Origin of the sequence: Pseudomonas putida (assembly GCF_050989985.1) — a bacterium.
Classification (GTDB): domain Bacteria; phylum Pseudomonadota; class Gammaproteobacteria; order Pseudomonadales; family Pseudomonadaceae; genus Aquipseudomonas; species Aquipseudomonas putida_AI.
Window position 1 is genome coordinate 6,599,020 of record NZ_CP158815.1, and the last position, 23,157, is coordinate 6,622,176.

Here is a 23,157-nt window from a genome sequence, read left to right on the forward strand (position 1 = left end):
CCCAGACCGCGAGGTCTGGGGCTTTTTTATTGCCGCTGGATCCCGTCAGATCCGGAAGCTGCCCACCAATTGCTTCAAGCGGCTGGCCTGCTGTTCCAGGTCCGAGCAGGCGCTCAAGGTGAACTGCAGGTTCTGCATGCCTTCCTGGTTCAACATGTTGATCTCATTGATGTCCATGTTGATCGAGTCGACCACGGCCGTCTGCTCTTCCGTGGCGGTGGCCACCGACTGGTTCATCCCGTCGATTTCACCGATGCGCTGGGTCACGCTGCCCAGGCGCTCGCCCGCCTGGTTGGCAATCGACACGCTGTCCTGGCTGTGGCGCTGGCTTTCGCCCATGGTATTGACCGATTCACGGGCGCCGACTTGCAGCTCCTCGATCATGTTCTGCACTTGCTGCGCCGATTCCTGGGTGCGGTGGGCCAGGTTGCGAACTTCGTCGGCTACCACGGCAAAGCCACGACCCGCCTCGCCGGCACGCGCCGCTTCGATGGCCGCGTTGAGCGCCAGCAGGTTGGTTTGCTGGGAGATGCTGGTGATCACTTCGAGGATCTGACCAATGTTCACGGTCTTGCTGTTCAGCGTTTCGATGTGCGAACTGGAGGTGACGATCAGGTCCGACAGGCGATTCATGGCCTCGATGTTGCGATTGACCACTTGCTGGCCTTCTTCGGCCAAGTGCCTGGCGGAGCTGGCGTGTTGCGAAGCTTGCGCGGCGTTGTGTGCGATTTCCTGAGCGGCAGCCCCCAATTGATTGATCGCGGCGGCGACGCTGTTGGTGCGGTTGACCTGCTCGTCGGAATTGACCATCGACGAGTTCGATGCGTTCACCACACGCAGGGCCACTTCGTTCACCTGCTCGGTAGCCGATGACACTTCGCGGATCGAGGTGTGAATACGTTCCACGAAGCGGTTGAAAGCATTCCCGAGAATGCCGAACTCGTCCTGGGTATGAACGACCAGGCGTTTGGTCAGGTCGCCCTCACCTTCGGCGATATCTTCCATCGCCTTACTCATGGCCTGCAGCGGTTGCAGCAGCAGACGAATCAGCATGCCCAGCAGGGCAATGATGAAGACCACGGCGATCACGGTGGCAACGACAGCCGACGCACGGAACTCACTGAGCCTGGAAAACGCCTTGTCCTTGTCGATGGACAGGCCGATGTACCAGTTCACCGAAGGCAGGCCCTTGATCGGGGTGAACGTGACGATGCGGGTCTGGCCATTGGCCTGGACTTCGGTCAACTCGCCGTTGATCCGTGGCGCACCCTCCGGGAAGAGGTCGCTCAGGCTCTTCATCTGCATGTTTTTGTCGGGGTGGACCAACACCTTGCCATCGGAACTGACCATGAAGGCGTAACCCACTCCGCCCAGATCCAGCTTGTTGATGATGTCGACCAGCGCACCGAAGCTCACATCACCGCCGACGACCCCGACGCTCTGCCCCGACTTGCGGATGGCCGCAACCATCGAGACCACCAGCGTGTTAGTGGCCATTTCAACGTACGGCTCGGTCATGGCGACGGAGTTGTTGGCCTCGGCAAGCTTGTACCAAGGGCGTGTGCGAGCATCGTACCCGTCGGGCATCTTCGCATCAGGCAGGATGGCGAACTCGCCTTTGGCGGTACCGACGTAGGTGCTGGGGAAGCTCGACACCAGGGTTTTCTGCGCCATCAACGTGGTGATGCTGGTCATCTCCGGGTTCAAGGCCGCGTTTTGCGCCAGGTTTTCAACCAGCAAAGTGCGACCGTCAAACCAGTTCTTGATGTTGGCCGCAGTCACTTCGCCCATTTCATGGAGGTTGTTTTCCAGATCCTTGCGGATGGCGTTGCGCTGCAGGTAGTCGTTGTACAACGTGAATAGCGCGAAGGCGACTACCACGATCAGCGACGCCGCAAAAAGGATCTTGTGGCTGAATCGGAGGTTTTTATTCATAACGGGTCGTGTCCACGAAGGCGTTATTGTTGATTGGCACGAGCTATATCGACCGCTTGAATAAAATACTGAACATCTTTGTTCGTTTTTCTATACGCGGAAAAATCCAGTCATTTCGACACTGGATTCGAACCCATGCCACTGCCTTCGTGGACGTGAACGCCGACGCTCAGAATCGCATCACCAGTTCGCACCCCCCGATTGCGTTGCCTGTTTCTCGAATTTGGCGCAGGCGTTGTAGGTTTTCACGTCGTCGACCACATTGGAAACGCACCGGCCATAAGCGATCAATTCGTAAACCTGCAGGCCATGCCGCTTGGTCAGGTAATACTCCACCGGTAATAACTGCGCCATGTAGCCCACCTCCAGGTGTGAGTCTTCGATGGCCTTCGATACCTGTTTACTGTCACCGCTGCGGTCGACCTCCTTGAATAGCATGTTGAATGTCCATGCCGTGCGTCCGGTGCTCTGCAGGCTAGTGCGCAAATAGGATGACGCACGCGCCGAGTCACCAGCGACGGCGTAAGCCTTGGCCAGTGTGTCGGTGACGGCGACGTTGCCCTGCAGGGTCGCAGGCACGGGCTGCGCCTCGATGCGAGCCAGAGTCACCTTGAGCTGCTCGCGATTGCTGGACACCAGATCATTCAGCCGGAACAGGTAATCGGTCGAAGAGAAGACCGGTGGCGGCGCGGCAGGCCGACGACGGCGCTGCTCTGGCGGCAGGCCGGCGGCGAATTTCACGACAGGCTCAAGCCGCTGCTCGGACGATAGGTAAACACTATCCTCCACGTGACTCAGCTCCTTGCTGCAGCCCTTGAAGTTGATCTGATAGTTACCGCCCTTGCCCGTCAGGCAACGGGGCGTTTGCGGGGCGTGCGCCAACAGCGCGCCTTCACCGTACTTGCCGAGACGGCGCACAGCCATCTTCAGGCCATCAAGGGAATATCCGGCTTTCACCAGCAACTGGGCGGAGAAGCGATCCGCTGCTATTTCCTGCTCCTGGTTCCAGTGCCGGTAGACAAGGCCGTTGGTCATATCATCGACAGTCTCGCCAAACAGCAGGCTGTAACCGCCGGCTCCAGCGGCCCAGGCGCCAAGCTTGGTCATATCCAATGCCGTCTGTTGCAAGCCACCCTTGGTGGTATCGCCCTGATAGACATGCCCCAGTTCGTGGGCGATGACCGCTGCAACTTCATCTTCGGATCCGGCCTGGGCTATCAAGCCGGCCGATACCACGATGGTTGTATTGGAGAGTGAGTAGGCTTCATACCCGCCGAACGAATCCACAATCACGACGCAGTTGCACGGCACTCCCCAGGCAGCTTCAAGACGCTGACGGACACGCTGCACATATCCGACCAGCGCCGGGTCCAGGACCGGGGTGCGGTTCATCTGCCGCAAGTCCCTCACGTCATTGATATTGACTTTGCGGTCGGCGCCCTCCAACGGTTTGAACGCATCGTACTTCGGGTCGACAGCGCAACCGGACAGCGCCGCAAACGTGAGTGCAAGCAGGCAGACGCACAGCCTGATCATTTGCATCCCTCGCCCGCGCCTTTGACGCTGGCGGATTTGGCATCGCCGGCCCGAGTCACGGAGATGGTGCTACAGGCGTCGACCACCAGCTTTTCGTTCACCAACTCCACATCGGCACGCGAAACCCTCCACGCCGTGGCGCCCTGGCGGAATTCCAGGCGGCCGCCTTCCACTGCCTTGGCCGGCAGCGGGAAAGACAATTTGCCCAACTCGGAAATCAACCGATACTCACCACCCTTTGCGGCCTCGGCCTCGACTTCCTCGGGGTGGGGAATTCTCTGGATCTGAAGCGTATCGGCCCAAACCGGAACGATGTTCAAACTAGCAAGCAGGAGCAAGTGGATCGCAAATCGGTTTTTCATGGGGTACATCCTTGTGATAGTTCGACTCATTCGACACGATCGCCTCCCACAGAAACGGGATGAAGGCGCTTAACGACATCCAGCCCTCGGGCGCCAAGTTCAGCCTGTAGCACGCGAAGTAACTTGATGTGACCAGCAGCATGGAGATCAGGGTGAAACCCAATGCCTTGAACACTTTTACGAGAATTAAATCGTTGTCGGCCTTGGCAGCCATCCTCTGCTGAACCTTCAAGCCAAGGGTGTCGCTCTTAAACATCAAGAACAGGACCATCAAAGACAAACAGAGAACCATAAGTCCTCGCTGGTCGCTTTGGCGTACGTATCCCTGGCCCTTTTCGCTTAAGTTCGCCAACGCATGGGCATGCAGGTATACGCCAGCCACCTGCCCATAAAGTGGTGACGCCACGTAGTCGTTCAGGCTGGGCATAACGCTCCCCACCAAAACCACGAAGGGTTCATCGGGCTTGAGGTGAGGCGGCCTGAGGCTGACCGGATGCTCTCCATACAACTGGGACAGCCTCACCTGATGGACTGGCAGGCATTCAGCCGGTGGGTTTTGGACGGTTGCCTCGAGACTGGCAAGGCGTTTGAGAATGGCGGCGACATCCTGCCCCGTGCTCTGCCATCCGGACGGGCAACCGTCCCTGGCCGTGATACTCCACTGAATGGCCATATCCGGCTGGCCTGCGGCTTCAATCCAGTGACAATCATCACCGCGTGCTCTGCACAACTCCTGATAAAGCGCGCTCGCCGCCGTCGCGACAGGTCTGTCTCCCGTCGCATTTCCCAGCGGCGCCTGCAACGGATAGAGATCGCCAGCGCCTTCCCAGGCAGAAACGGCCAGTGGAACAGGCTGCAACTGTTCGTGGGACGCAGGAGACATCGGCACAAACCGCCCGCCACCGGCCAGATAAATCCTCGATGCGGCCGGATTGGTGTCCAGTCGCTTCAAATTGCGGCCCAGTTGCCCCAAATCACCGCTCGTTGCACGTGGGCGCTCAAAGAAGATGTCGTAGAAAATAGCGGCCGGCGCAGCCTCGCCGGCTCTGGGTAGAGCGAGATCTCGCAAAATCCGGCCATGATCGGCGTATGTCAGTGGCCAGTCATTGGCCTCCATCCAGCCCTTTCCTTCATTGTTCAACCCGGCGATGCTGGGGTAATCAATGGTAACGACCGTCACGGGTGCAGGATCGATGGGCCAAACGAACGCTCGAAATCGCCCGAATTGTTCCGATAATGCCTTGTCAGCCGCAGAGGACAGGCCGAAGGGATCACTGAACAGCACCCAGTATGCAAAGCCCAGATAAAACAAGACACGAACCAGTGGGCACCGACGCAACCACTGTATTACGCACTCCACCAAGCTGAAGAAGCGCTTAGCCCTGGACCAGCCCCAAGATAACCATTCACACAACATCTTCACGCCATCACTCCATGATGTCACTTGGCCATTCCGGCGCGGAGAATATCCAAATGTTTCATGTTGTGTAAATTCAAATAAAAAACAGCCAGCCCATCCCTGGATAACCGCTGGAAACGAGAAAGCCCCAGGCCTTATGGGCCTGAGGCTTTCTCGTTGGGCGATGCCAAGCCGCTTTTTCAGCGCACCAGAAACCCCAGGATCACTTCCGTCACATGGGACAGCCGCTCATTGAGCGCCTTGGGTGTCACCAGATCGCGACCATGTATGGTCGACAAGGTGTGCTGGTTGGCCAGATAAAAGTAGGTCAGGCCGACCAGAGTGAAATACAGCTGCACGGGATCGACCCCGCCACGAAACACCCCGTCCACCCGCCCCTGCTCGAGAATCCTGCCCAGGCTGTCCACCAGCGATGAACGAATCTCGGGCAATCGTGCAGAGGTCGCCAGGTAGCGGGCGCGATGCAGGTTTTCGTTGTTCACCAGCGCCATGAAATCGGGGTGTTCGTTGTAGTAGCGCCACGAGAATTCGATCAACCGGCGAATGGCGTCCATCGGCTTCAGGCTTTCCAGATCCAGCTCGCGCTCGGCCTGGCGCAACTCCAGGTAGCCCTCTTCCAGCACGCAAAGAAACAGTTCTTCCTTGCTGGCGTAGTAGTAATAGATGAGGCGCTTATCGACACCGGCACGCTCGGCGATGTCTTCCAGCCGGGCGCCTTCGAGCCCTTGCTCGGCAAATACCGAGCGGGCTGCCAAGAGGATTGTTTGCTGCGAACGCTTGGCGTTGCGCGAACGCTTGCCCTGGGTTGCTTCGTTGATTGAGTCGGCCATGAGCGGGAGAGTGGTCGAGATCCTGATGACTGAGGTCTCGCAGAATACCCGAAGTCGACGACTGCGGTGGAGGCCTGATCCCGGGCCTCCACCCCGGTTATCAGTCAGTGCTCATCTGATACAGGCCATCTGGCTTTACCTGTGGTTTTTCGGCGACGGCATCGCGCCCCAGATTCTCCATCTCAACGTTGTAGGTTTCCCGTGCCGTCCAGGTCGCATAAGCGGCGATGGCGCAGGCCAGTAGCGTCAGACAGGCTGCGGGCAACCATGGTCGGGCACTGCTGGTCATGAACGCGGCCGCGATGATCGGCGCGAACCCCGACAGCGCAAAGCCGACCTGGGTACCGATGGCCATCCCCGACAGGCGCACCCGCGTACTGAACATCTCTCCGAAGAACGCCGGCCAGATACCGTTTGCCGCACTGAAGCAGATACCCGACATCAATATCCCCAGGACAAAGGTCAGCGGCAGGTTGTGCTGCTCGATCGACCACAGGTATGGAAACATCATCACGCCGCTTGCCAGCACCCCAAACAGATAAACCGGCCGTCGTCCGACACGGTCGGCCAGCTTTGCCCACAGGGGAATGACAATCAGCGCGACAACGTTGGTCATGATGGTCAGCCACAGCATGGTGCTGCGCTCTATGCCGGCAATGTTGACCGCATATGAAAGCGAGAAGATGCCGAACACCGTGCTGACCGTGGAAACCAGCGCAGCCAGCGCAACCCGCACGACATCGCTCTTATAGTCCGTGAACAGTGTCGCCAGTGGCATCCGTGCCGTCTGGTTGCGCTCCTGCTCTTCCTGGAAAACCGGTGTCTCTTCGATATTGCGGCGAATCAGATAACCTACAATCAGCACCACGACACTCAACCAGAACGGAATGCGCCAGCCCCAGGACAACAGTTGTTCCTCTGGCAGGCTGGAGATGGGCAGAAACACCAGCGTGGCCAGGATCAGGCCGGCCTGGGTGCCGCTCAAGGTGAAACTGGTGAAGAAGGCGCGTTGCCTGGACGGAGCGTGCTCAAGCGTCATCGAGTTCGCACCAGCCTGTTCGCCAGAGGCGGAAAAGCCCTGACACAACCGCAATATCACCAGCATGATCGGCGCGGCGACGCCAATGCTGTCGTAACTCGGCAGGCATCCGACCAAAAACGTCGAGACCCCCATCAACAACAGGGTCAGAACCAGCACCCGCTTGCGTCCGAACTTGTCACCAAGATGCCCGAGAAATAGCGCGCCAATGGGCCGGGCGACATAACCCACGCCAAAGGTGGCCAACGCCAGCAAGATGCCCGTGGCCGGGGCAGACGCCGGGAAGAAAACCTTGCCAAAGACCAGCGCTGCCGCCGTGCCATAAATGAAGAAGTCGTAATACTCCATCGCGCTGCCGATCCAGCCTGCGAACGCAGCTTTGCCCGGCGTTTTTTTATGCTCTGTTGCCTGGGTGCTCATACTTTCCTCCGGTACCACTTTACGGCCGTCCAGGGGCAACGAAGATCGCTGCGCGCCCTGGATGCCTTATTGTTTTTGTTGTTACATCAGGCCAGTCGAACACCTGATCGAGAGCCAGTCATTCAGTGACAAGCAGACGGTTTCTCGAGGCACGCGGCGGCAGTGTGCGGCTCCAGGCTGGCAAGCAATGCACGGGTCTTCTCCAGCATGCGCCTGGCACGCTCTACCGCCGGTATTTCCCGCGACAGGTGCCGCATCGGCACTTCCAGGCTCAGCGGGATACCGGCGGGCATTGCCCTCAACAGACCCGATAAATCCAGGCCACCGTCACCCGGCATCAGGCGCTCATTGCGCGCCTGATACAGCAGCGTTTCAAGGCGGCCCGGACGCTCCGCCGGGGCATCGCACAACTGCATCAACCGGAAGTACTGCGGTGGCAATCCGGCCAGTGCCTCGACGCTATCGCCGGCTCGGTCGAAGTGAATCGGGTCGACCAGAATGCCGGTATTCGCAAAACCCGCCGCTTCGATCAGGCGCACCGAAGCAGCCAGGTTGTCGACGGCCGCCCAAGGCGTGGGCTCCAGATTGGCAGTGATATCGAACTGCGCCGCCAGCTCGCAGAAACCGGCGAACAAGTCGACCATCTGCGAGAAATCATCCACCTGCCCTGACACCACGGCATTGCGCGCGCCAAGCAGCGCACCGGTTTCCAGCGCGGCGCGAAAGCCGTCCAGCTGCGTGGTGGGTTGCAGGCGAAATAGCTCGATGTCCGAGACTTGCACACCGGTATCGCGCAAGCGCCGGGCGACCTCGCGAATCAATGGGGTATCACCGACGCTATCGTGCCGGGGCTCATCCGGTGTCGCCGGAATCAAACGCAGGCCGACGCAGTCGAAGCCGGTCAGTGCCGCACATTCGATCATCGCCACCGGCGTCAGCTCCAGGTGCGAAAGCGGCGCCAGGCCGATCAGGCGCCCCATGATGTGTCACCGTCCAGTTGCACGGTGCCGCCGGAACGAGCGGCTTCATGCACCGCCAATGTCGCCTCCAGAGTGCGCAGGCCGTCCTCGGCGGAGCACACCGGTTGTTCGGTTCCGTCGATCACGGCACAGAAGTGGCGAATTTGCTCGGCATACGGACAACCGATGTGCGGCACGGCCCGCTCGACCGTGATCGCGTCATGCCAGCCCGGATTATCGCGATAACGCCAAAGCTCCAGACGCGGCAGCGTGAGCGAACCTTCGGTGCCGGAGAAAAAGTGCGAGTTGACGTCATCCTGCCGTGGAAAACGTTCAGCCTCGCCCGCCGACAAGTCCCAGTTCCAGGGCGCTGCGGTGGTATCAGAGACCGATACGGTGCCGAGCGCGCCGTTGCGGAATCGCAGCATCACGGCCGCCGTATCTTCTACTTCAAAGCGGCGAACGCGGTTCGACGTGATCGCTTGCAGGCTATCGATCTCACCAAAGAGAAAACGCAGCAGGTCAATGTCGTGAATCAGGTTGATCAGCACCGGCCCGCCGCCGGCCTGCCGGCGCCACGAGGTTTCAAAATACTCATCAGGCTTGAGCCAGGTGCATAGCGCGGTGACGCTGACCGGACGACCGAGCAAACCGGCGTCCACGATCGACTTGGCCTGGCGCATGATCGGATTGTAACGACGCTGATGACCGACCAATGCCGGCACCCCGTAAGTAGCAGCGGCGGCACAGATGCGCCGGGCGTTTTCCAGGGTATCGGCGATCGGCTTTTCTACGAGCACGGCCACCTTGTGTGCCAAGCAATCGACCGCCACATCGGCATGAGTGACGTTAGGGGTAGCCACGACAACACCGCGCGGTTTCGCCACTTGCAGCATCGTGCCGTAGTGCTCGAACCATGGCACACCCAGGCTGGCAGCCAGTGCCTTCGCCTCGGGCGTAGGGTCGGCAATACCCACCAACTCCACATTGTCAGCCGCCATGGCGCGCTCGATATGTGTCCTGCCGATCAACCCTGCACCAATGACGCCGATAGGGATTTTGTTCACGTTATTTCCTTTTTCGGGGAATTAAATCATGGAGGCCAGCTCTGAGAAGCGCTTGAACAGGCATCCATCTGTAGCAGCATTCACCGCCACGGCTAGATTATTTCCCCTAAAAAGGAATTTCAACTAATTATCCATTTGGTTCAATTTGGACTAATTCTATGTAAATCATCAATTTGTCTGATTTTTATTCTATGAAACTGAAAATATTCTGAATTTTGATGAAAAATAGAATAAAGCTATTCCCGAATTAGTGAATTAATTACCCATTCATTCTTCCGAAAATCCACAACTCACAACCGCCAAATTTGGCGCACAAAAAAACCGCCGAAGCGGTTTTTGTCATTCCGTCGTCCAATCGAACTCGTCGTACTCATCATCTTCATCGTCCTCGAAGAATTCCTCTTCAAGGTCGTCGGCCTCAGCCTCTTCCGGCTGGTTCAGCAGAAAATCCTTACGACTTTCGGTAATCGCACGCCGAAGTTCTTCGCCCTTTTCCGGGCAGCTGAGCATTTGGGCGATGCGGTCGATTTTTTTTGTCACGGCATGCTCCAACGCATCGACTATGGCCCGATAGTGCGCGCTTTCGGGCCTTTTTGCCAAATGATGGTGTGGTTTGCCGATCAGTTTTTCTGCATTTCCTTGAGTCGATTGCCGAGGTTTTCTTTGGGGAAGCGTTTTTGCAGGTCGGCCAGGAGTTTGTCGGCTGCTTGGGTTTTTCCGGCTTTTTGCAGGTGGATGACTTCGCGCAGCTGGTCGTCCAGGGATTTCGCCGGGGCTGCTGCGCGCTTGCTGACCTTGGCTTCATCGGCCATGTCGGCGCTGAAGGATTCGCGTTGTGCCGGCACTGCCGATTCCGCCATGGGTGCTGCGGGTGCAGGCATGGCTCCGGCGGGGGCGGTGAGTGAGCGGGCAGTGGCTGGCGAGGCGAGTTCGGCTTTCTGTTCGGCTTTCTGTTTGGCTTCCTTTTTGGCCAATGGTGCGGCGGCTTTGGGCGCGGGTGCGAAGTCGTAGCTCGGCACCGATTCGGGTGCGCGTTGCACCAGCGCCAGCATCAGCCCGACGCCGACGAGGCTGGCGAATGCCACTTGCCAGCGCGGTTGCTGGCAGGCGCGGATCCAGCGTTGCCACAGACCTGGCTTCGGCGTCGGCACTTCGCGCTGCGCGGCGGCCAGGATGAATGCATCGAGGTGGGCCGGCGGTTCGCCGCTGCCGTGTTCGCGGTAGTGTTCCAGCAGCTGGTCTTGCGCTGTTCGCTTGGCGTCAGTCATGTCAGTACCTCCTCGGCCAGCAGCCGACGCAGTTTTTGCTGGGCGTAGCGCAGGCGGCTCTTGACCGTTTCCAGCGGTGTTTCGGTGAGGGCAGCGATCTGCGGCAGGTCGAGATCGCTGTAGGCGCGCAGCAGGAACACTTCGCGCTGGTCGGCGGGCAAGGCTTGCAGGGCCGTGTCGAGGCGCAGGCTGTCGCGGCTCAGGCTCAGCAGTTGCTCGGGATCGCTGGTTTCGTCGGCCAGGCCGTGGGCCTGCTCGTCGTAGCTGTCGTGCAGCGGTTGATGAACACCGTGCTTGCGCCAGTGATCGATCAGGCGGTTGCGGGCAATCTGGTACAGCCATGTACGAAATGTCGCCCTGCCCTGTGGCTGACTTGTGCTGCGGATCAGGCTCAACCAGGTTTCCTGATAGACCTCCTCGGCTCGCTCCGCACTGCCGCTGAGTCCCAGCAAGAATCGATACAGGCCTTGGCGATGGCGCGTGTACAGAATCTCGAACGCCGCGCCGTCGCCCTCGCGATAACGGGCCAGCAGCGATTCGTCGCTGCTGGCATCGGTGCTGTTGGCAGGAGCAAACAGCTGGCTGATGAACCCCTTCAATCGGCTCATTCAATCCGTCGCTCAGGGGTGGTCGGGTTCGACGCCGTTGTGGTGCGCAGGCTCTGCGCCAGCTCCACCAACTGCACGAACTCGCCGCGCAGGCCGAAGCGATCATCACCTCGCGCGCCACGGGCCAGCGCTTCGGTGTCCTTGAGGCTGAATTCGCCGGTGTAGCGACCATCCTTGAGCTGCTGGGAAAACGCCGCCACCGCTGCGGCAAAGCGCAGGTCATCGCTGGCTTGGCCGACCGCCGTGTTCAGGATCGGCCGTTCGATCAGGCGACTTTTCCCACCTTCCGGCAGCTGATAACGCACGCGCAGCATCGCCACTTCCCCGTTCTTGTCGGCAGCCACGGCGCCCGGCTTTCCATAGCGCAGTGGTTCCAGCCAGCCCTTCTCGCCTGTGGGGACAATTTCGTACAGCGCCGTCACCGTGTGTCCTGCACCGATTTCACCGGCATCGACCTTGTCGTTGCTGAAGTCCTCACGCTTGAGTGCGCGGTTTTCATAGCCCAGCAGCCGGTATTCACTGACCTGCGCCGGGTTGAACTCCACCTGCAGCTTGACGTTTTTGGCCACCGTGGCGAGGGTCGAGCCGAGTTGATCCACCAGCACTTTGCGGGCCTCGCGCAGGTTGTCGATGTAGGCGTAGTTGCCATCGCCGGCATCGGCCAATTGCTCCATCAACTGTTCATTGTAGTTATCCACACCGAAACCCAGGGTGGTCAGGGACACGCCGGTTTTGCGTTTATCCACAGCCATTTGCTTGAGGCTGTCGAAGTCGCTGATACCGACGTTGAAGTCACCGTCAGTCGCCAGCAGTACGCGGTTGATGCCCTTGGGGATAAACGCCTGTTGCGCCTGTTGATAAGCCAGCTCGATGCCCGAGGCCCCGGCGGTGGAGCCGCCTGCGGTCAATTGATCGATGGCTGTACGAATCTTCGTTTTTTCCCGTCCGGAAGTAGGCTCCAGCACCACGCGGGACTCGCCGGCGTAGACCACCAGCGACACCTTGTCCTGTTCACGCAGTTGATCGACCAGCAATTTCAGCGTGCTTTTGACCAGCGGCAAGCCCTCGCGGCGGTCCATCGAGCCGGACACATCCACCAGAAACACCAGGTTCGCCGGAGCCAGTTCCGCCACCGCTCGGTCCGACGCCTTGATGCCGATGCGCAGCAAGCGGGTATGCGGGTTCCACGGCGAGGCCGCCAGTTCGGTGGTCACGCCAAAAGGCGAGCCATCGGTGGGCAAGGCGTAGTCGTAGGGGAAGTAGTTGACCATCTCCTCCAGTCGCACCGCCCCTTCCGGTGGCAGGCGCCCCTGGTTGAGCAAGCGGCGGACGTTGGCGTAGGCGCCGGTGTCGACATCGGCGCTAAAGGTCGAGACGGGGGCTTCGGCGACGCTGTGGATAGGGTTATCCACAAGCGTTTGATATTTCTCCCGCTGCTCGTCGCGATAGCCCTGTGGATAAATTTCACCGACGGGCATCGGCGCGAAATTCACCACCGACTCACTGCGCTTGGCCATCGCGCCAGCGGCCGCAACCGAATCGGCCATGGGGGCTTCGTGTTGCACCAAGGCTTCGCTTTTCAGCTCGGGTTGCGCCGGTGGCGGCACCGCCGCGGATTCGGGTTTGGACGAAACGCCGCAACCGGCAACGGCCAGCAGCAAGCCGACGGCGAAACCCTGGGCCGCGGGGCGGAGGTAATGCTGAGGAAGGGACTGTAGAAGAAGAGGCTGTAATGGAAGGAGCATGGGGCTGACCTCAGGATGAATTTGATCCATTCATCCTGTGAGACGGGCAGCCCCTTCGATTCGGGTTAAACCGCTTTGGAAATTTTTCAGCGGTGATAACGCCGCACTACGCTGCTGTTGCGCAGCACATGGCCTTTGATTTTTTCCAGGAACTGCGCGCGGGTCAGGCCGGCAGGCAAGGCCTCCGGCGCCAGGTCCAGGGCGTAGATCTGGATGATGTAGTGGTGCGCGCTGTCGCCCACGGGCGGGCACGGGCCGATGTAGCCGGTGGTGCCTTTGCTGTTGGTGCCCCCCATGCCTTCAAACGCGGATTTGGCGCCGACACCGGCCGGGATCTGGCGGGTGCTGGCCTTAATGCCGTAATGCAGCCAATGATCGGAGCCCTGCCCTTTCTGGCCGTCCGGGTCGTGCATGACGATGGCGTAGCTGAGGGTGCCCGCCGGGCCTGCGTTCCAGGCCAATGCCGGGGAAACGTTGTGCCCGCCGCAACCTGCTGCGTCGCTGGCGGCGGCCGAGGTGAACAGGCGGTCATCCGACACACCCGGAATGTTCAGGGTGAAGCGCTCCTGGGTGGCAGCCTGTGCCGGCAATTGCACGCAAAGGGCGACTGCCAAAGCCGCCAGCCAAGGGTTCAATGAGGTCAATCGGGTCATACCGGAGCACCTAGTGCGGGGTTGGGCCATCGTCGGCGTGCAAACTATAGCCGGACCGTTCGCGCCTTGGCAGTGGGAATTGGCTGAACCACAGAATTGGCACCAGACTCTTAAATGAAATGCCCGTCTGGAGAGCGATCATGACCTTGCATCGCGTCGCCCATGTCAAAGACGTCCCCGAAAACCGTGGCCTGGAAGTGCAGGCCGGGGACGCGAAAATACTTTTGCTCAAAGTCGCGGATCAATGGCGCGCCTATCAAGGCGAATGCCCCCACGCCGGCGCGCCGCTGGTGGAGGGCGCGCTGTGCAACGGCCGCCTCACCTGCCCATGGCACAAGGCTCAGTTCCGCATCGAGGACGGTGCATTGTGCGAACCACCGGCCCTCGACAGCCTCAAGCGCTACCCGCTCGAAGTGCGCGAAGACGAAATCTGGGTAGATGACCAACCGCTGTCGGACCCACACACGCCGCCGGCCGATGACGACCGTACCTTTGTGATTGTCGGTGCCGGCGCCGCTGGCACGGCGGCTGCGGCAGCGCTGCGAGAGAAGGGTTTCGGCGGTCGGGTACTGTTGATCGACCGCGAAGCCGAGGCCGGTTATGACCGTACGGTGTTGAGCAAATTCGTGATTGCCGGAGAAACGCCGCCTGAGGACGTCCCGCCATTGCGCGATGAAGCGTTTTACCGCGAGCAACGCGTCGAGCGCCTGCATGCCGAAGTGGCGCGCCTGGACCCGGCCGGCAAAACCCTGCACTTGGCCAACGGTCAATCAGTGGCGTATGACGCGGCCTTGCTGGCAACGGGCGGCAAGCCAAAATCGCTGGAGTTGCCCGGCGCCGACTTGCCCCAGGTGTTCGTCTTGCGCTCGAAGGCCCACGCGCAGCAGATTCTGCACAGTGCCAAACCCGGCGAGTGCGTCGTGATCATCGGCGACAGCTTTATCGCCATGGAGTCCGCTTCGGCCCTGCGCGAGTACGGGCTCGACGTCACCGTCCTGGCCCGTCAACCCGTGCCCTTCGTCAAACAGTTCGGCGAGACCGTGGGCAAGGCGATCCTGGCCCTGCATCAGGCCCACGGCGTGGTGTTCCGTACCGAGGGCGAAGCCGCGCAGATCGAAGGCACGGACAAGGTCGAAGCGGTCCGCCTGAACAACGGCGAACGCGTGCCGGCGGATCTGGTGCTGGTCGGGATCGGGGTGAGCCCGGCGACCGCGCCTTTTGCCGACCTGCCCAGGGAAAAGGATCAGTCGTTGCGCGTCGATGGCGGCATGCGTGTATCGGATGGGCTGTGGGCGGCGGGCGACATTGCGACCTTCCCGCTCAACGGCCAGCCACGGCGCATCGAGCACTGGCGCCTGGCGCAACAACAGGCGCGGATCGCCGCCGCGAACATGCTCGGGGGCGATGAACATTATCTCGACGTGCCGTATTTCTGGACCTGGCATTTCGGCAAAAGCTACGACTACCTCGGCCACGCCGAGGCATGGGACGAAGTGGAGTTCAAGGGTGACCCGTTCAATCCGCCCTTTGTCGGGCTGTTTGGCAAAAACGGTGTGGTGGTGGCGGCGGTGGCCTGCGAAGAAGACCGGACAATGGCGATGCTCGCCGAGCGGATGAAGCAGCCGTTGTCGGTGGATGAGGCCTGGCGGTTGATCAGAGAGTGAATCTGAATCGCACTGCCCCTGTGTAGGAGCTGCCGAAGGCTGCGATCTTTTGATCTTGTTTTCTAAAAAATAAAGATCAAAAGATCGCAGCCTTCGGCAGCTCCTACATGGGGGGAGCGCGGTGTTACTGGACTTCGACAGTCGCGCCGAACTTGCTCATCAGGAAACCGACAAACTGTTCAACCGTCATTTTCTGCCCGTTGAAATCCACCTCGTTGTTGGCGTAGTGCAGTTTGCTCACGACGTTGTTGCCGTCCAGTTTTGCCAGCTGCGAACCCACCGCCATGCTGCTGAACATGTCGGCCGAGGCGGTGGCCTGGTCGGCGATCAGTTTGGCGTCGGTCTGGCCGTCCAACTGCGATTGCAGACTGAGCACATCGACGATCATCGGCTTGGACACCAGCACGTTGACGTCCAGCAAGGCGATCAACTGCCGGACCAGTTGGTCGGCGGGCACTTCCACCGATGGTGGCTTGGTCAGGTCGAGCTTCAGGTTGGCACGGCTCTCGCCATTGGCGGTCTTGAGCGACAGGTTTTCCAGCGCGAGCTGTGGGCCGGCGGCGAGCAGCGTCTCCAGATTGGTCTTGAGCAGCGCCTCTTCGGCTTCAGTCAGGTTCAGTTCCGGGGCTGGCAGATTGGCCTCGGTTGCCTCGGCGACTGCCTGTTCGTACGGCTGCAGTTTGGTCTGGTAAATCTCCATCAACGCCAGGGTCGACGGGATGTCGAGATTCTTCAGGCTCATGGCCATCTGAACGGAACCGACCTTTTTGTCATTGAGCGAGACTTCGTCAATCTTGTAATCGGCACGCCCCGAAGCGCTGGTGCCCGATTCCTGGGTCTGGTTCTTCATTTCGAAATTCTTGAAGCCCAGCACCGACTGTTTCGCACTGAAGGTGGTTTTGCTGTTGCTCAGGGTGAGGGTGTTCTCGCCGGTGTAATAGCCGTAGGTGCTTTTGCTCAGGTTGCTGGCCAGGGTCAGGCCGTTCAATTCCACCTGCACCGGCGCCTGATCTTCAGCGACGGTCACCAGCTTGAGGCTGTCCATGTAGCCGTCGGCCTTGACCTTCTGTGCCTGGGCGCTGGCAGAAACGTCGACCTTGAGGCCCGAGAATTTCAGGCTGGACTTGTCATCCAGCGCGGTTTCCAGCGGCAGCAATTCCAGCGAGCCGTTGGTGGAGTTGTCGTAGCCGATGTTGACCACGCCCTTGAGCGGCGAAGCATCCTTGGTGGCAGCGAACCATTTTTCCGTGAGCGGCGTTTTTTCCAGCTCGTAGTGACTGCTGGCCATGACGGGCAGCCACTTCAGCGACACCAGGCGCGAGAATGGCAGCGGACCGTGCTCGAGCTTATCGACGAACAACAACTCGACCGGCGCCTCGCCGAACATTTCACCTTCGGCGGTCAGGCGGTAGTGGGCGGTGCTGCTGAATACGTGGCGTTCCAGCGATACCAGTTCCACTTTTGCCGTGCCTTTGTGCCCGACCAACGCAGCCTGCAATTGCTGGTTGGCGTCGGCCAGGGAAGTGTTGAGCACACTTTCGATTTTGGTGCCGGTGTACCAGGCACCGCCGGCGCTGATTGCACCGATGGCCACGACAATTCCCAGAAGCACGCCTGCTGATTTATTCATGAATGACCCGATCAATGTCCGTTGTTGATGGTGTGGTCGTCTTCCCTGAACCCATGGCGGGTTATGGTCACGACTGCGCTTTGAGTGGGGTGCAGATTAGCATCAGGCAGGCGTTCATACGAACGCCATCGCGGGCAAGCCCGCTCCCACAGGGATCGCAAAAACCCTGTGGGAGCGGGCTTGCCCGCGATGGCGTCAGATCAGTCAGCAAGAAAATCAGGAATACTGAACCTCAATCTCATCCAGCTGATGATCAAAGGTCTTGAGCCTTGCGCTCCAGGTGTACACCAGCACTTCGAAATCCCGATTGATCACCGCTCCGCCCGTCACTTCCCCACGGGGGTCGCAGAAATCCAATTGATAGCGCTCGCGGGCCATGGCCGTGGCGACGTCCGCCAGCTCCCGGGCGTTGTCGAGCCAGTGCCGACCGTCGTCCGCCACTTGCTTGTCCAGCGCCAGGCATTGCTTCTTCAAGGTCTCCAGGCTCTTTTCCAGCGGCGTGCCGGTCAGTTCGCCCATGACTTCCTGGAAGGTGCGCCCCGGCTGCCAGTAACTGCCCCAGAAATAGCGGTCGAACACCGTTTCGACACGGCGCAGCGCCACCTTGGTGTCCCAGATCAGCACCAGGGTCTTGCCTTGTTCGAGTTGTTTTTTCTTGATTCGCCGGGTCTGGACGGACGCCCAGGCCACCACCGAGACAGACATCACGGCTATCAACGCCACGGCACTGTCGAGAAATGCCAGGGCCTTGTCGATCTGATAGGCCAGCATGATGCCGTAGAAGTAGGTGGCCGTGAGCAGCACGAGGGCCACGACGGCACACCAGAAGCCGAGAGCATAAGGGTTTTTCATTATTGGTTTCCCCCTGACCTGCGCAAGCTTTGTGCACTGAAAAGGCGCCTTTGCACAAGCGCCCCTTCAACACTTCAAAGCATAGCAACGGCCTCAGGGTTTGCCGGAGTTCGACGCTTGCGTTCGTCCGCTTTCCCAACCGCCACCCAGGGCCAGGAACAAATCGATCTGGCTCAGCGCGACTTGCGTATTGGCGGCAGCCAGTTGCGCCGTCACGTCGGTGTAGGTGCGCGTGGCTTGCAGGTCGGCCAGGAACGACTCGCGGCCCGCCTGGAAGAAGCGGTGAGTCTGGTCCGCGGCCAGCTTCGCCGATTGCTCGGCGTCCGCCAGGGCATCCCGGCGCTGCAGCAATGCCGTGTACTGGGCCAGGCTGGTCTGGGTTTCGCGAATGGCGTTGAGCACCACGCCATCGAAGTGCGCCAGGGTTGCCTGGGTCACGGCTTCAGCTTCGCGGATGCGCGCCCGGGCGCCGTTGGTCGGCACATTCCAGGTCAGCGACGGACCGAAGCCCCAGCGATTGGTGGACGGCTCACCCAGGTTTTCCAGGATACCCACGGTACCGATGGTCGCGCCGAAGCGGATGTCCGGGTACAGCTCGCCCGTGGCGACGCCGATGTCCGCGGTCGCGGCTGCCAGGCGACGTTCGGCCTGGCGGATGTCGGGACGGCGCTTGAGCAGGGAGGCGCCATCGCCCACCGGCACCAGTTGCGCGATTTTTGGAAGTTCTGCACAGCTGGCGGTGCCGGCCGGCAGTTGATCCACCGGCTTGGCCAGCAACATCGACAGACGGAACAACCCGGCCTGGCGCGCAGCCTCATAACGCGGCATGTCGGCGCGCAAGGATTTGAATTGGGTTTGCGAACGGGTGACCTGGGTTTCGTCGCCACGACCGGCATCGCGCAGGCGCTGGATCAGCGAGGTGCTTTGCGATTGCAGATCGAGGGAGTGCTGGGCAATTTCCCGCTCTTCGTTGGCCGCGCACACCTGGGTGTAGGCTCGCACCACATCAGCCACCAGGGTGATGCGTGCGGTATCGGCGGCGGCCTGGGTCGCATCGGCATTGGCCTTGGCCGCTTCGATGCCGCGCTTGAGCGTACCGAACAGGTCGAACTGGTACGACGCGCTGATGCCGATATCGCCGATGTTGGCCACCGGCACTTTTTCCGGCAGCAGGAAGGCTTCGCCGGACTCCTGCAAACGCTGGGCGCCCATCTTCACGCCGCCGCTCCAGCCACCGGCGGCCTCGGCTTCGTCCACCTGGGCGCGGGCCCGCAGCAGACTGGCCGCCGCTACCCGCAGATCGGTGTTGGACGCCAGGGCTTGCTGGACCAATTGGTCGAGCCGCGGGTCCTGATACAGGCGCCACCAATCGCCGGGCACCGGTGCCGAAACCACCGGCTTGCCGTTCACGTCCAGTTCACCCTGAAAATCTTCGCGGTGGATGGCCGCCTCTTCCGGCAAGTGATAATCCGGCCCGACCATCTGGCACGCCGACAACAGCAGGCCCAGACCTGCAACCGCCAAACCCGAGGCTTTGTTCATTGCGCGGGCTCCCGGTCTTTGTCGTCAATGATCGACACGGTGGCAGTGCGCCCGGCGATCATGCGGAAGTCCGCCGGTACATCGTCAAAGGCAATGCGCACGGGAATCCGCTGGGCCAGGCGCACCCAGCTGAACGCCGGGTTGACGTTGGGCAGCAGGTTGTTGCCGCTGGTGCGATCACGGTCTTCGATACCGGCGACGATGCTGACCACATGCCCGCGCAACCGCGCGCGGTCGCCGATCACCCGGATGTCGACGCTCTGGCCGACATGAATGCCATCCAGCTTGGTTTCTTCGAAATAGCCGTCGATGTGGAAGGAGTTGCTGTCGACCACTGACAACACCGGCCGACCGGCGCTGACAAACTCCTGGGTACGCGGCGCGCGGTCGTTGACGTAACCGTCCACCGGGCTGCGGATCACGGAGCGATCGAGGTTCAGTTGTGCACTGTCGACCGCCACCTGGGCTTCCATCAGCGCCACTTGCGCACGGGCCACGCGGGACTGGCTTTCTTCCAACTGCTCGGCCGGCACCAGGTTGCCCAGGCCCTTGTTGCGCTTGGCTTCACGCTGGGCCTGCGCGAGGGTTTCCTCACGATCGGCCACCGCCGCCTTCGCCTGGCGCAGGGCCAGTTTGAAGCGATCCTGATCGATGCTGAACAGCACCTGGCCGCGCTTGACCGGTTGGTTATCAAGCACGTCCACCTGCTGGATCAGACCGGACACGTCCGGGGCTATCTGCACGATGTCGGCACGGATGTGACCGTCGCGGGTCCAGGGGGCGAACATGTAGTACATCACCATGCGCCAGACCACGACCACGGCGAAGCTCACGATCAACAGGGTCAGAATCACACGGCCGAGGGTTAGAAACGGTTTTTTCATGTCATCAGGTATCGACTGAGTGAGTCCACGACGCCCAGCAGCAAGGCGTAGAGGGCCACGTTAAACAATGCCCGGTGCCAGACCAGGCGGTAGAAGTGCAAACGCGTGAGCAACCCGTGCACCAGCAGGTAAAGCAGATAGGTAATGCCCATCAGCACCAGCAGCGTCGGCAGGAACACGCCGCTGATATCCAGATCTCCGATCATAGGGGTGCTCCATCGATGCCATGGGGAAGCGGTTCCTCAAGCTCGGTGGAACCGACAAATTCAACGCCTGGCAACAAGGCCAGACGCAAGCCGCTCAAGGCGTGCAACAGGTGTAGACGGGTTTCATCATCGCCTTCGCCATTGAGGGCGCGGCGTGTCCGGTCCATGGTCATCAACAAGGCGCTCGGCGCCGGCAAACGCTCACCGGCCTTGAGGCAAGCCCTGAAGTATTCACCGACCTCGGCCACCACTTGGCGCAACAGCGCCTGGGAGGCGCCCTGAATGCGCGGCGTATAGGCGAGCAGGTCGAGCATGTTCAGCGCCACCCGCACTTCCCGCAGGGCGATGCCGGTGTCCTGGCCGGTCATGGCCAGGCGCGGCAAGTGCTGCATCAGGCGATCGAGCACCTGCACGCCCAGGTGCCGATGTTCGGCCAGGGTCGCAGGCTCGGTCAGGCTGACAATGTCGCGCCAGCTGAAACGGGTCAGGCGCTTGGCCGCCAGCTCGGCCCCGAAAGGCCGGGCGATCAGGGTCCAGATGAAGGCAAACAGCAAGCCCACGGGCCCGGCCAGGTTGGAATTGACGAAGCTGAGGAAGTCGGCGTCGTAGGCCCCCTGAATGCTGATGAACGACGAGGTGTTGACCAGCGTCAGCAACATGCCCAGGTAGAACTGCGGCTTGACCGTCAGGGTGCCGACAACGATGAACGGCACGGAAAACGCCAGCACCAGCATCGGGAAATCGTGCAGGTTCGGCAACACCAGAAACAGGTAGAGGCTGGCGAACAACACCGACATCGCCGTCCAGAAAAAGAACCGGTAAATCTGCGGCGCCGGGTCGTCCATCGAGGCAAAGAAGCTGCAGGACACCGCCGCCAGAATCACCGCGGCACCGCCGTCGGTCCAGCCGAGCAGAATCCACAACACACAGGCGACAATGATCGCGCTGACAGTGGACGCCGCCGAATACAACATCAGGCCACGATCCAGAAAAGGCGTCAGCCGACCCAGGCGCCAGTGCCGATACACCGCGCGCCAGCTGTCCTGGTCTTCGCACTGAATGGCAATTTGCAGGCTGCGACAGTCCTGCCACAAGTCAATCCATTCGCCGAGGCGATACAGCGCGTTGGAGAACAACAGTTGCTTGCGATCCTCCAGCGCCTCGGCACTGGGTTGCAGGGCTTCGAGCTGGTCTTTCAAGGCCTGCCAGCGCTCGATGTCGGCGTCCTTGTGCTGCAGCCATTCACCGGCGGCGGCGAGCAGAGGCGCGAACTTGTCCACCAGCTCCGGCGTACGTCGTTCGAGGGCATAGAGCGCGTCGTCGAGGGCATCGATGACCGGCAGCAAATGAATCATGCGCCCGCGCAATTCCTTGGTGTTGCGCACGGTCTGTGGCCGCGAACCTTCGTGGGGCAACTGGCCGATCATCAGCTCCAGGCTATTGAAGGTCGCCACCATCGAGGCGCGCAGCGCACTGACTTCCTCGGGCTGCACATTGCGGCTGAGAAAGCGCTGGCTGTAGGTCGTGGCGTCGGCAAACCATTTGCCTACCGAATCGTTGAACACCGGCGCCAGCCGCCTTGGCCAGAACATCGCACCGACCACGGCCGCAACGGCGATGCCGAGGAAAATTTCTTCCGTGCGCGCTTCGGCCACGTCCCACACGGCGAGTGGGTTATCCACCACCGGCAGGGCAATCAGCGGCAAGGTGTAGCCAGCCAGCATCAGGGCGTAGTTGTTGGCCGTGCGCAGGTGCAGCGACAGGAACAACAGCGTGCCGGTCCACAGGGCAATCACCAGTACCAGCACGTAGGGACTCTGGACGAACATCGGCACGAACAGCACCGCCGCCGCTGCACCAAGAAAGGTACCGATGGCGCGATACAGCGCCTTGGACGTGGTCGGGCCGAGGAACGGATTGGAAACGATATACACCGTCGCCATCGCCCAGTAAGGACGCGGCATTTGCATGAGCAATGCGATGTACAGCGCGATCATCGAGGCGGCGAAGGTGCGTACGCCGTAGAACCAGTCTCGCGCCGGGGGCATGCCGCTGAAGAAACCGCTCAAGAGTTGATCACCTGAGTCTGGCTGGCTGATTCGAACGCGCGCAAAACACGCAGCGCCGCTTCCAGATCGCGCCGGTCGATACCTTCCAGGGTTTCATTGCGCAGACGCACCAGCTCGGCTTCGACCTTTTGCACCAGCGCTCTCCCCGTGTCGGTCAGGCTCAGGCATTTCGCGCGACGATCCTGGGCATCGCCGGTGCGGCAGACGTGGCCTGCATGACACAGCTGATCCAGAAGGCGCACCAGCGACGGGCTTTCCATCCCGGACGCCTGCGCCACCGCGACTTGCCGCACACCATCGCCCAGACGCCCGATCATCAGCAACGGGACGGCACAGGCTTCGGAAATTCCATAGTTGACCAGCGTAGTCTGGCAGATCTTCCGCCAATGCCGGGCGGCCACCACCATGGAGCTGCTGATGTTCATCTGGAGAGCGTCGAGGTCATTCGGCACGGGGTCATACACACAC

The 23,157-nt window shown here is 60.7% G+C and carries 21 protein-coding genes and 1 pseudogene; 1 reads left to right on the forward strand and 21 read right to left on the reverse strand.

Annotated features, from left to right (window positions below; translation table 11 throughout):
* Positions 1–45: 45 nt before the first annotated feature.
* From ABTV29_RS30110 to ABTV29_RS30175, 14 genes and pseudogenes are all read right to left on the reverse strand, one after another.
* On the reverse strand, positions 46–810 hold the full coding sequence (locus ABTV29_RS30110; protein ID WP_433772075.1) for a methyl-accepting chemotaxis protein: 765 nt from the start codon (positions 808–810) through the stop codon (positions 46–48).
* A gap of 141 nt (positions 811–951) precedes the next feature.
* Positions 952–1,935, reverse strand: a pseudogene (locus ABTV29_RS30115) (cache domain-containing protein); the annotation flags it as partial.
* A 180-nt stretch (positions 1,936–2,115) separates the two neighbouring features.
* Positions 2,116–3,471: a M48 family metallopeptidase gene (locus tag ABTV29_RS30120; RefSeq protein ID WP_433768131.1), complete on the reverse strand. Its 1,356-nt coding sequence runs from the start codon at positions 3,469–3,471 to the stop codon at positions 2,116–2,118.
* Positions 3,468–3,833, reverse strand: a complete 366-nt coding sequence (locus ABTV29_RS30125; protein WP_433768132.1) for a hypothetical protein — start codon at positions 3,831–3,833, stop codon at positions 3,468–3,470. Before ABTV29_RS30125 ends, ABTV29_RS30120 begins: the two co-directional genes overlap by 4 nt.
* The gene (locus ABTV29_RS30130) at positions 3,793–5,145 is read right to left on the reverse strand and encodes a CHASE2 domain-containing protein (protein WP_433768133.1); all 1,353 of its coding nucleotides are present in this window, start codon (positions 5,143–5,145) and stop codon (positions 3,793–3,795) included. Before ABTV29_RS30130 ends, ABTV29_RS30125 begins: the two co-directional genes overlap by 41 nt.
* Positions 5,146–5,432: 287 nt before the next feature.
* Complete coding sequence (locus ABTV29_RS30135) at positions 5,433–6,083, reverse strand: TetR/AcrR family transcriptional regulator (protein ID WP_433768134.1); 651 nt, start codon at positions 6,081–6,083, stop codon at positions 5,433–5,435.
* 100 nt (positions 6,084–6,183) lie between these two features.
* Entirely contained in the window at positions 6,184–7,542 is a 1,359-nt protein-coding gene (locus tag ABTV29_RS30140) for an MFS transporter (protein WP_433768135.1), read from the reverse strand.
* Positions 7,543–7,664: 122 nt separating this feature from the next.
* Positions 7,665–8,522: a sugar phosphate isomerase/epimerase family protein gene (locus ABTV29_RS30145; protein ID WP_433768136.1), complete on the reverse strand. Its 858-nt coding sequence runs from the start codon at positions 8,520–8,522 to the stop codon at positions 7,665–7,667.
* The gene (locus tag ABTV29_RS30150; protein WP_433768137.1) at positions 8,510–9,568 is read right to left on the reverse strand and encodes a Gfo/Idh/MocA family protein; all 1,059 of its coding nucleotides are present in this window, start codon (positions 9,566–9,568) and stop codon (positions 8,510–8,512) included. Before ABTV29_RS30150 ends, ABTV29_RS30145 begins: the two co-directional genes overlap by 13 nt.
* A 339-nt stretch (positions 9,569–9,907) precedes the next feature.
* Positions 9,908–10,168 carry a hypothetical protein gene (locus tag ABTV29_RS30155; RefSeq protein WP_433768138.1) on the reverse strand — a complete coding sequence of 87 codons (261 nt, stop codon included), beginning with the start codon at positions 10,166–10,168 and terminating at the stop codon, positions 9,908–9,910.
* 20 nt (positions 10,169–10,188) lie between these two features.
* Complete coding sequence (locus ABTV29_RS30160; RefSeq protein WP_433768139.1) at positions 10,189–10,836, reverse strand: hypothetical protein; 648 nt, start codon at positions 10,834–10,836, stop codon at positions 10,189–10,191.
* Complete coding sequence (locus ABTV29_RS30165) at positions 10,833–11,444, reverse strand: RNA polymerase sigma factor (protein WP_433768140.1); 612 nt, start codon at positions 11,442–11,444, stop codon at positions 10,833–10,835. Before ABTV29_RS30165 ends, ABTV29_RS30160 begins: the two co-directional genes overlap by 4 nt.
* Positions 11,441–13,189, reverse strand: coding sequence for a vWA domain-containing protein (locus tag ABTV29_RS30170; protein WP_433768141.1), 1,749 nt, complete (start codon positions 13,187–13,189; stop codon positions 11,441–11,443). Before ABTV29_RS30170 ends, ABTV29_RS30165 begins: the two co-directional genes overlap by 4 nt.
* An 86-nt stretch (positions 13,190–13,275) precedes the next feature.
* Positions 13,276–13,842 carry a YbhB/YbcL family Raf kinase inhibitor-like protein gene (locus tag ABTV29_RS30175; protein WP_433768142.1) on the reverse strand — a complete coding sequence of 189 codons (567 nt, stop codon included), beginning with the start codon at positions 13,840–13,842 and terminating at the stop codon, positions 13,276–13,278.
* Between the two features lie 140 nt (positions 13,843–13,982).
* Here ABTV29_RS30175 and ABTV29_RS30180 point away from each other — a divergent pair, with 140 nt between their 5' ends.
* Positions 13,983–15,506, forward strand: a complete 1,524-nt coding sequence (locus ABTV29_RS30180) for an FAD-dependent oxidoreductase (RefSeq protein ID WP_433768143.1) — start codon at positions 13,983–13,985, stop codon at positions 15,504–15,506.
* A 124-nt stretch (positions 15,507–15,630) separates the two neighbouring features.
* Here ABTV29_RS30180 and ABTV29_RS30185 read toward each other — a convergent pair whose 3' ends face one another.
* The 7 genes from ABTV29_RS30185 to ABTV29_RS30215 form a co-directional block, all read right to left on the reverse strand.
* Positions 15,631–17,136 (reverse strand): YdgA family protein, encoded by a 1,506-nt coding sequence (locus ABTV29_RS30185; protein WP_433768144.1) that lies wholly within the window; start codon positions 17,134–17,136, stop codon positions 15,631–15,633.
* 216 nt (positions 17,137–17,352) lie between these two features.
* Positions 17,353–17,988, reverse strand: coding sequence for an NADH:ubiquinone oxidoreductase subunit N (locus ABTV29_RS30190; RefSeq protein WP_433768145.1), 636 nt, complete (start codon positions 17,986–17,988; stop codon positions 17,353–17,355).
* 93 nt (positions 17,989–18,081) lie between these two features.
* On the reverse strand, positions 18,082–19,530 hold the full coding sequence (locus ABTV29_RS30195) for an efflux transporter outer membrane subunit (protein WP_433768146.1): 1,449 nt from the start codon (positions 19,528–19,530) through the stop codon (positions 18,082–18,084).
* Positions 19,527–20,414 carry an efflux RND transporter periplasmic adaptor subunit gene (locus ABTV29_RS30200; protein WP_433768147.1) on the reverse strand — a complete coding sequence of 296 codons (888 nt, stop codon included), beginning with the start codon at positions 20,412–20,414 and terminating at the stop codon, positions 19,527–19,529. Before ABTV29_RS30200 ends, ABTV29_RS30195 begins: the two co-directional genes overlap by 4 nt.
* Positions 20,411–20,620 carry a DUF1656 domain-containing protein gene (locus tag ABTV29_RS30205; RefSeq protein ID WP_110965752.1) on the reverse strand — a complete coding sequence of 70 codons (210 nt, stop codon included), beginning with the start codon at positions 20,618–20,620 and terminating at the stop codon, positions 20,411–20,413. Before ABTV29_RS30205 ends, ABTV29_RS30200 begins: the two co-directional genes overlap by 4 nt.
* Positions 20,617–22,689 carry an FUSC family protein gene (locus ABTV29_RS30210; RefSeq protein ID WP_433768148.1) on the reverse strand — a complete coding sequence of 691 codons (2,073 nt, stop codon included), beginning with the start codon at positions 22,687–22,689 and terminating at the stop codon, positions 20,617–20,619. Before ABTV29_RS30210 ends, ABTV29_RS30205 begins: the two co-directional genes overlap by 4 nt.
* Entirely contained in the window at positions 22,686–23,114 is a 429-nt protein-coding gene (locus tag ABTV29_RS30215) for a MarR family winged helix-turn-helix transcriptional regulator (RefSeq protein ID WP_433768149.1), read from the reverse strand. Before ABTV29_RS30215 ends, ABTV29_RS30210 begins: the two co-directional genes overlap by 4 nt.
* Between the last annotated feature and the right edge of the window lie 43 nt (positions 23,115–23,157).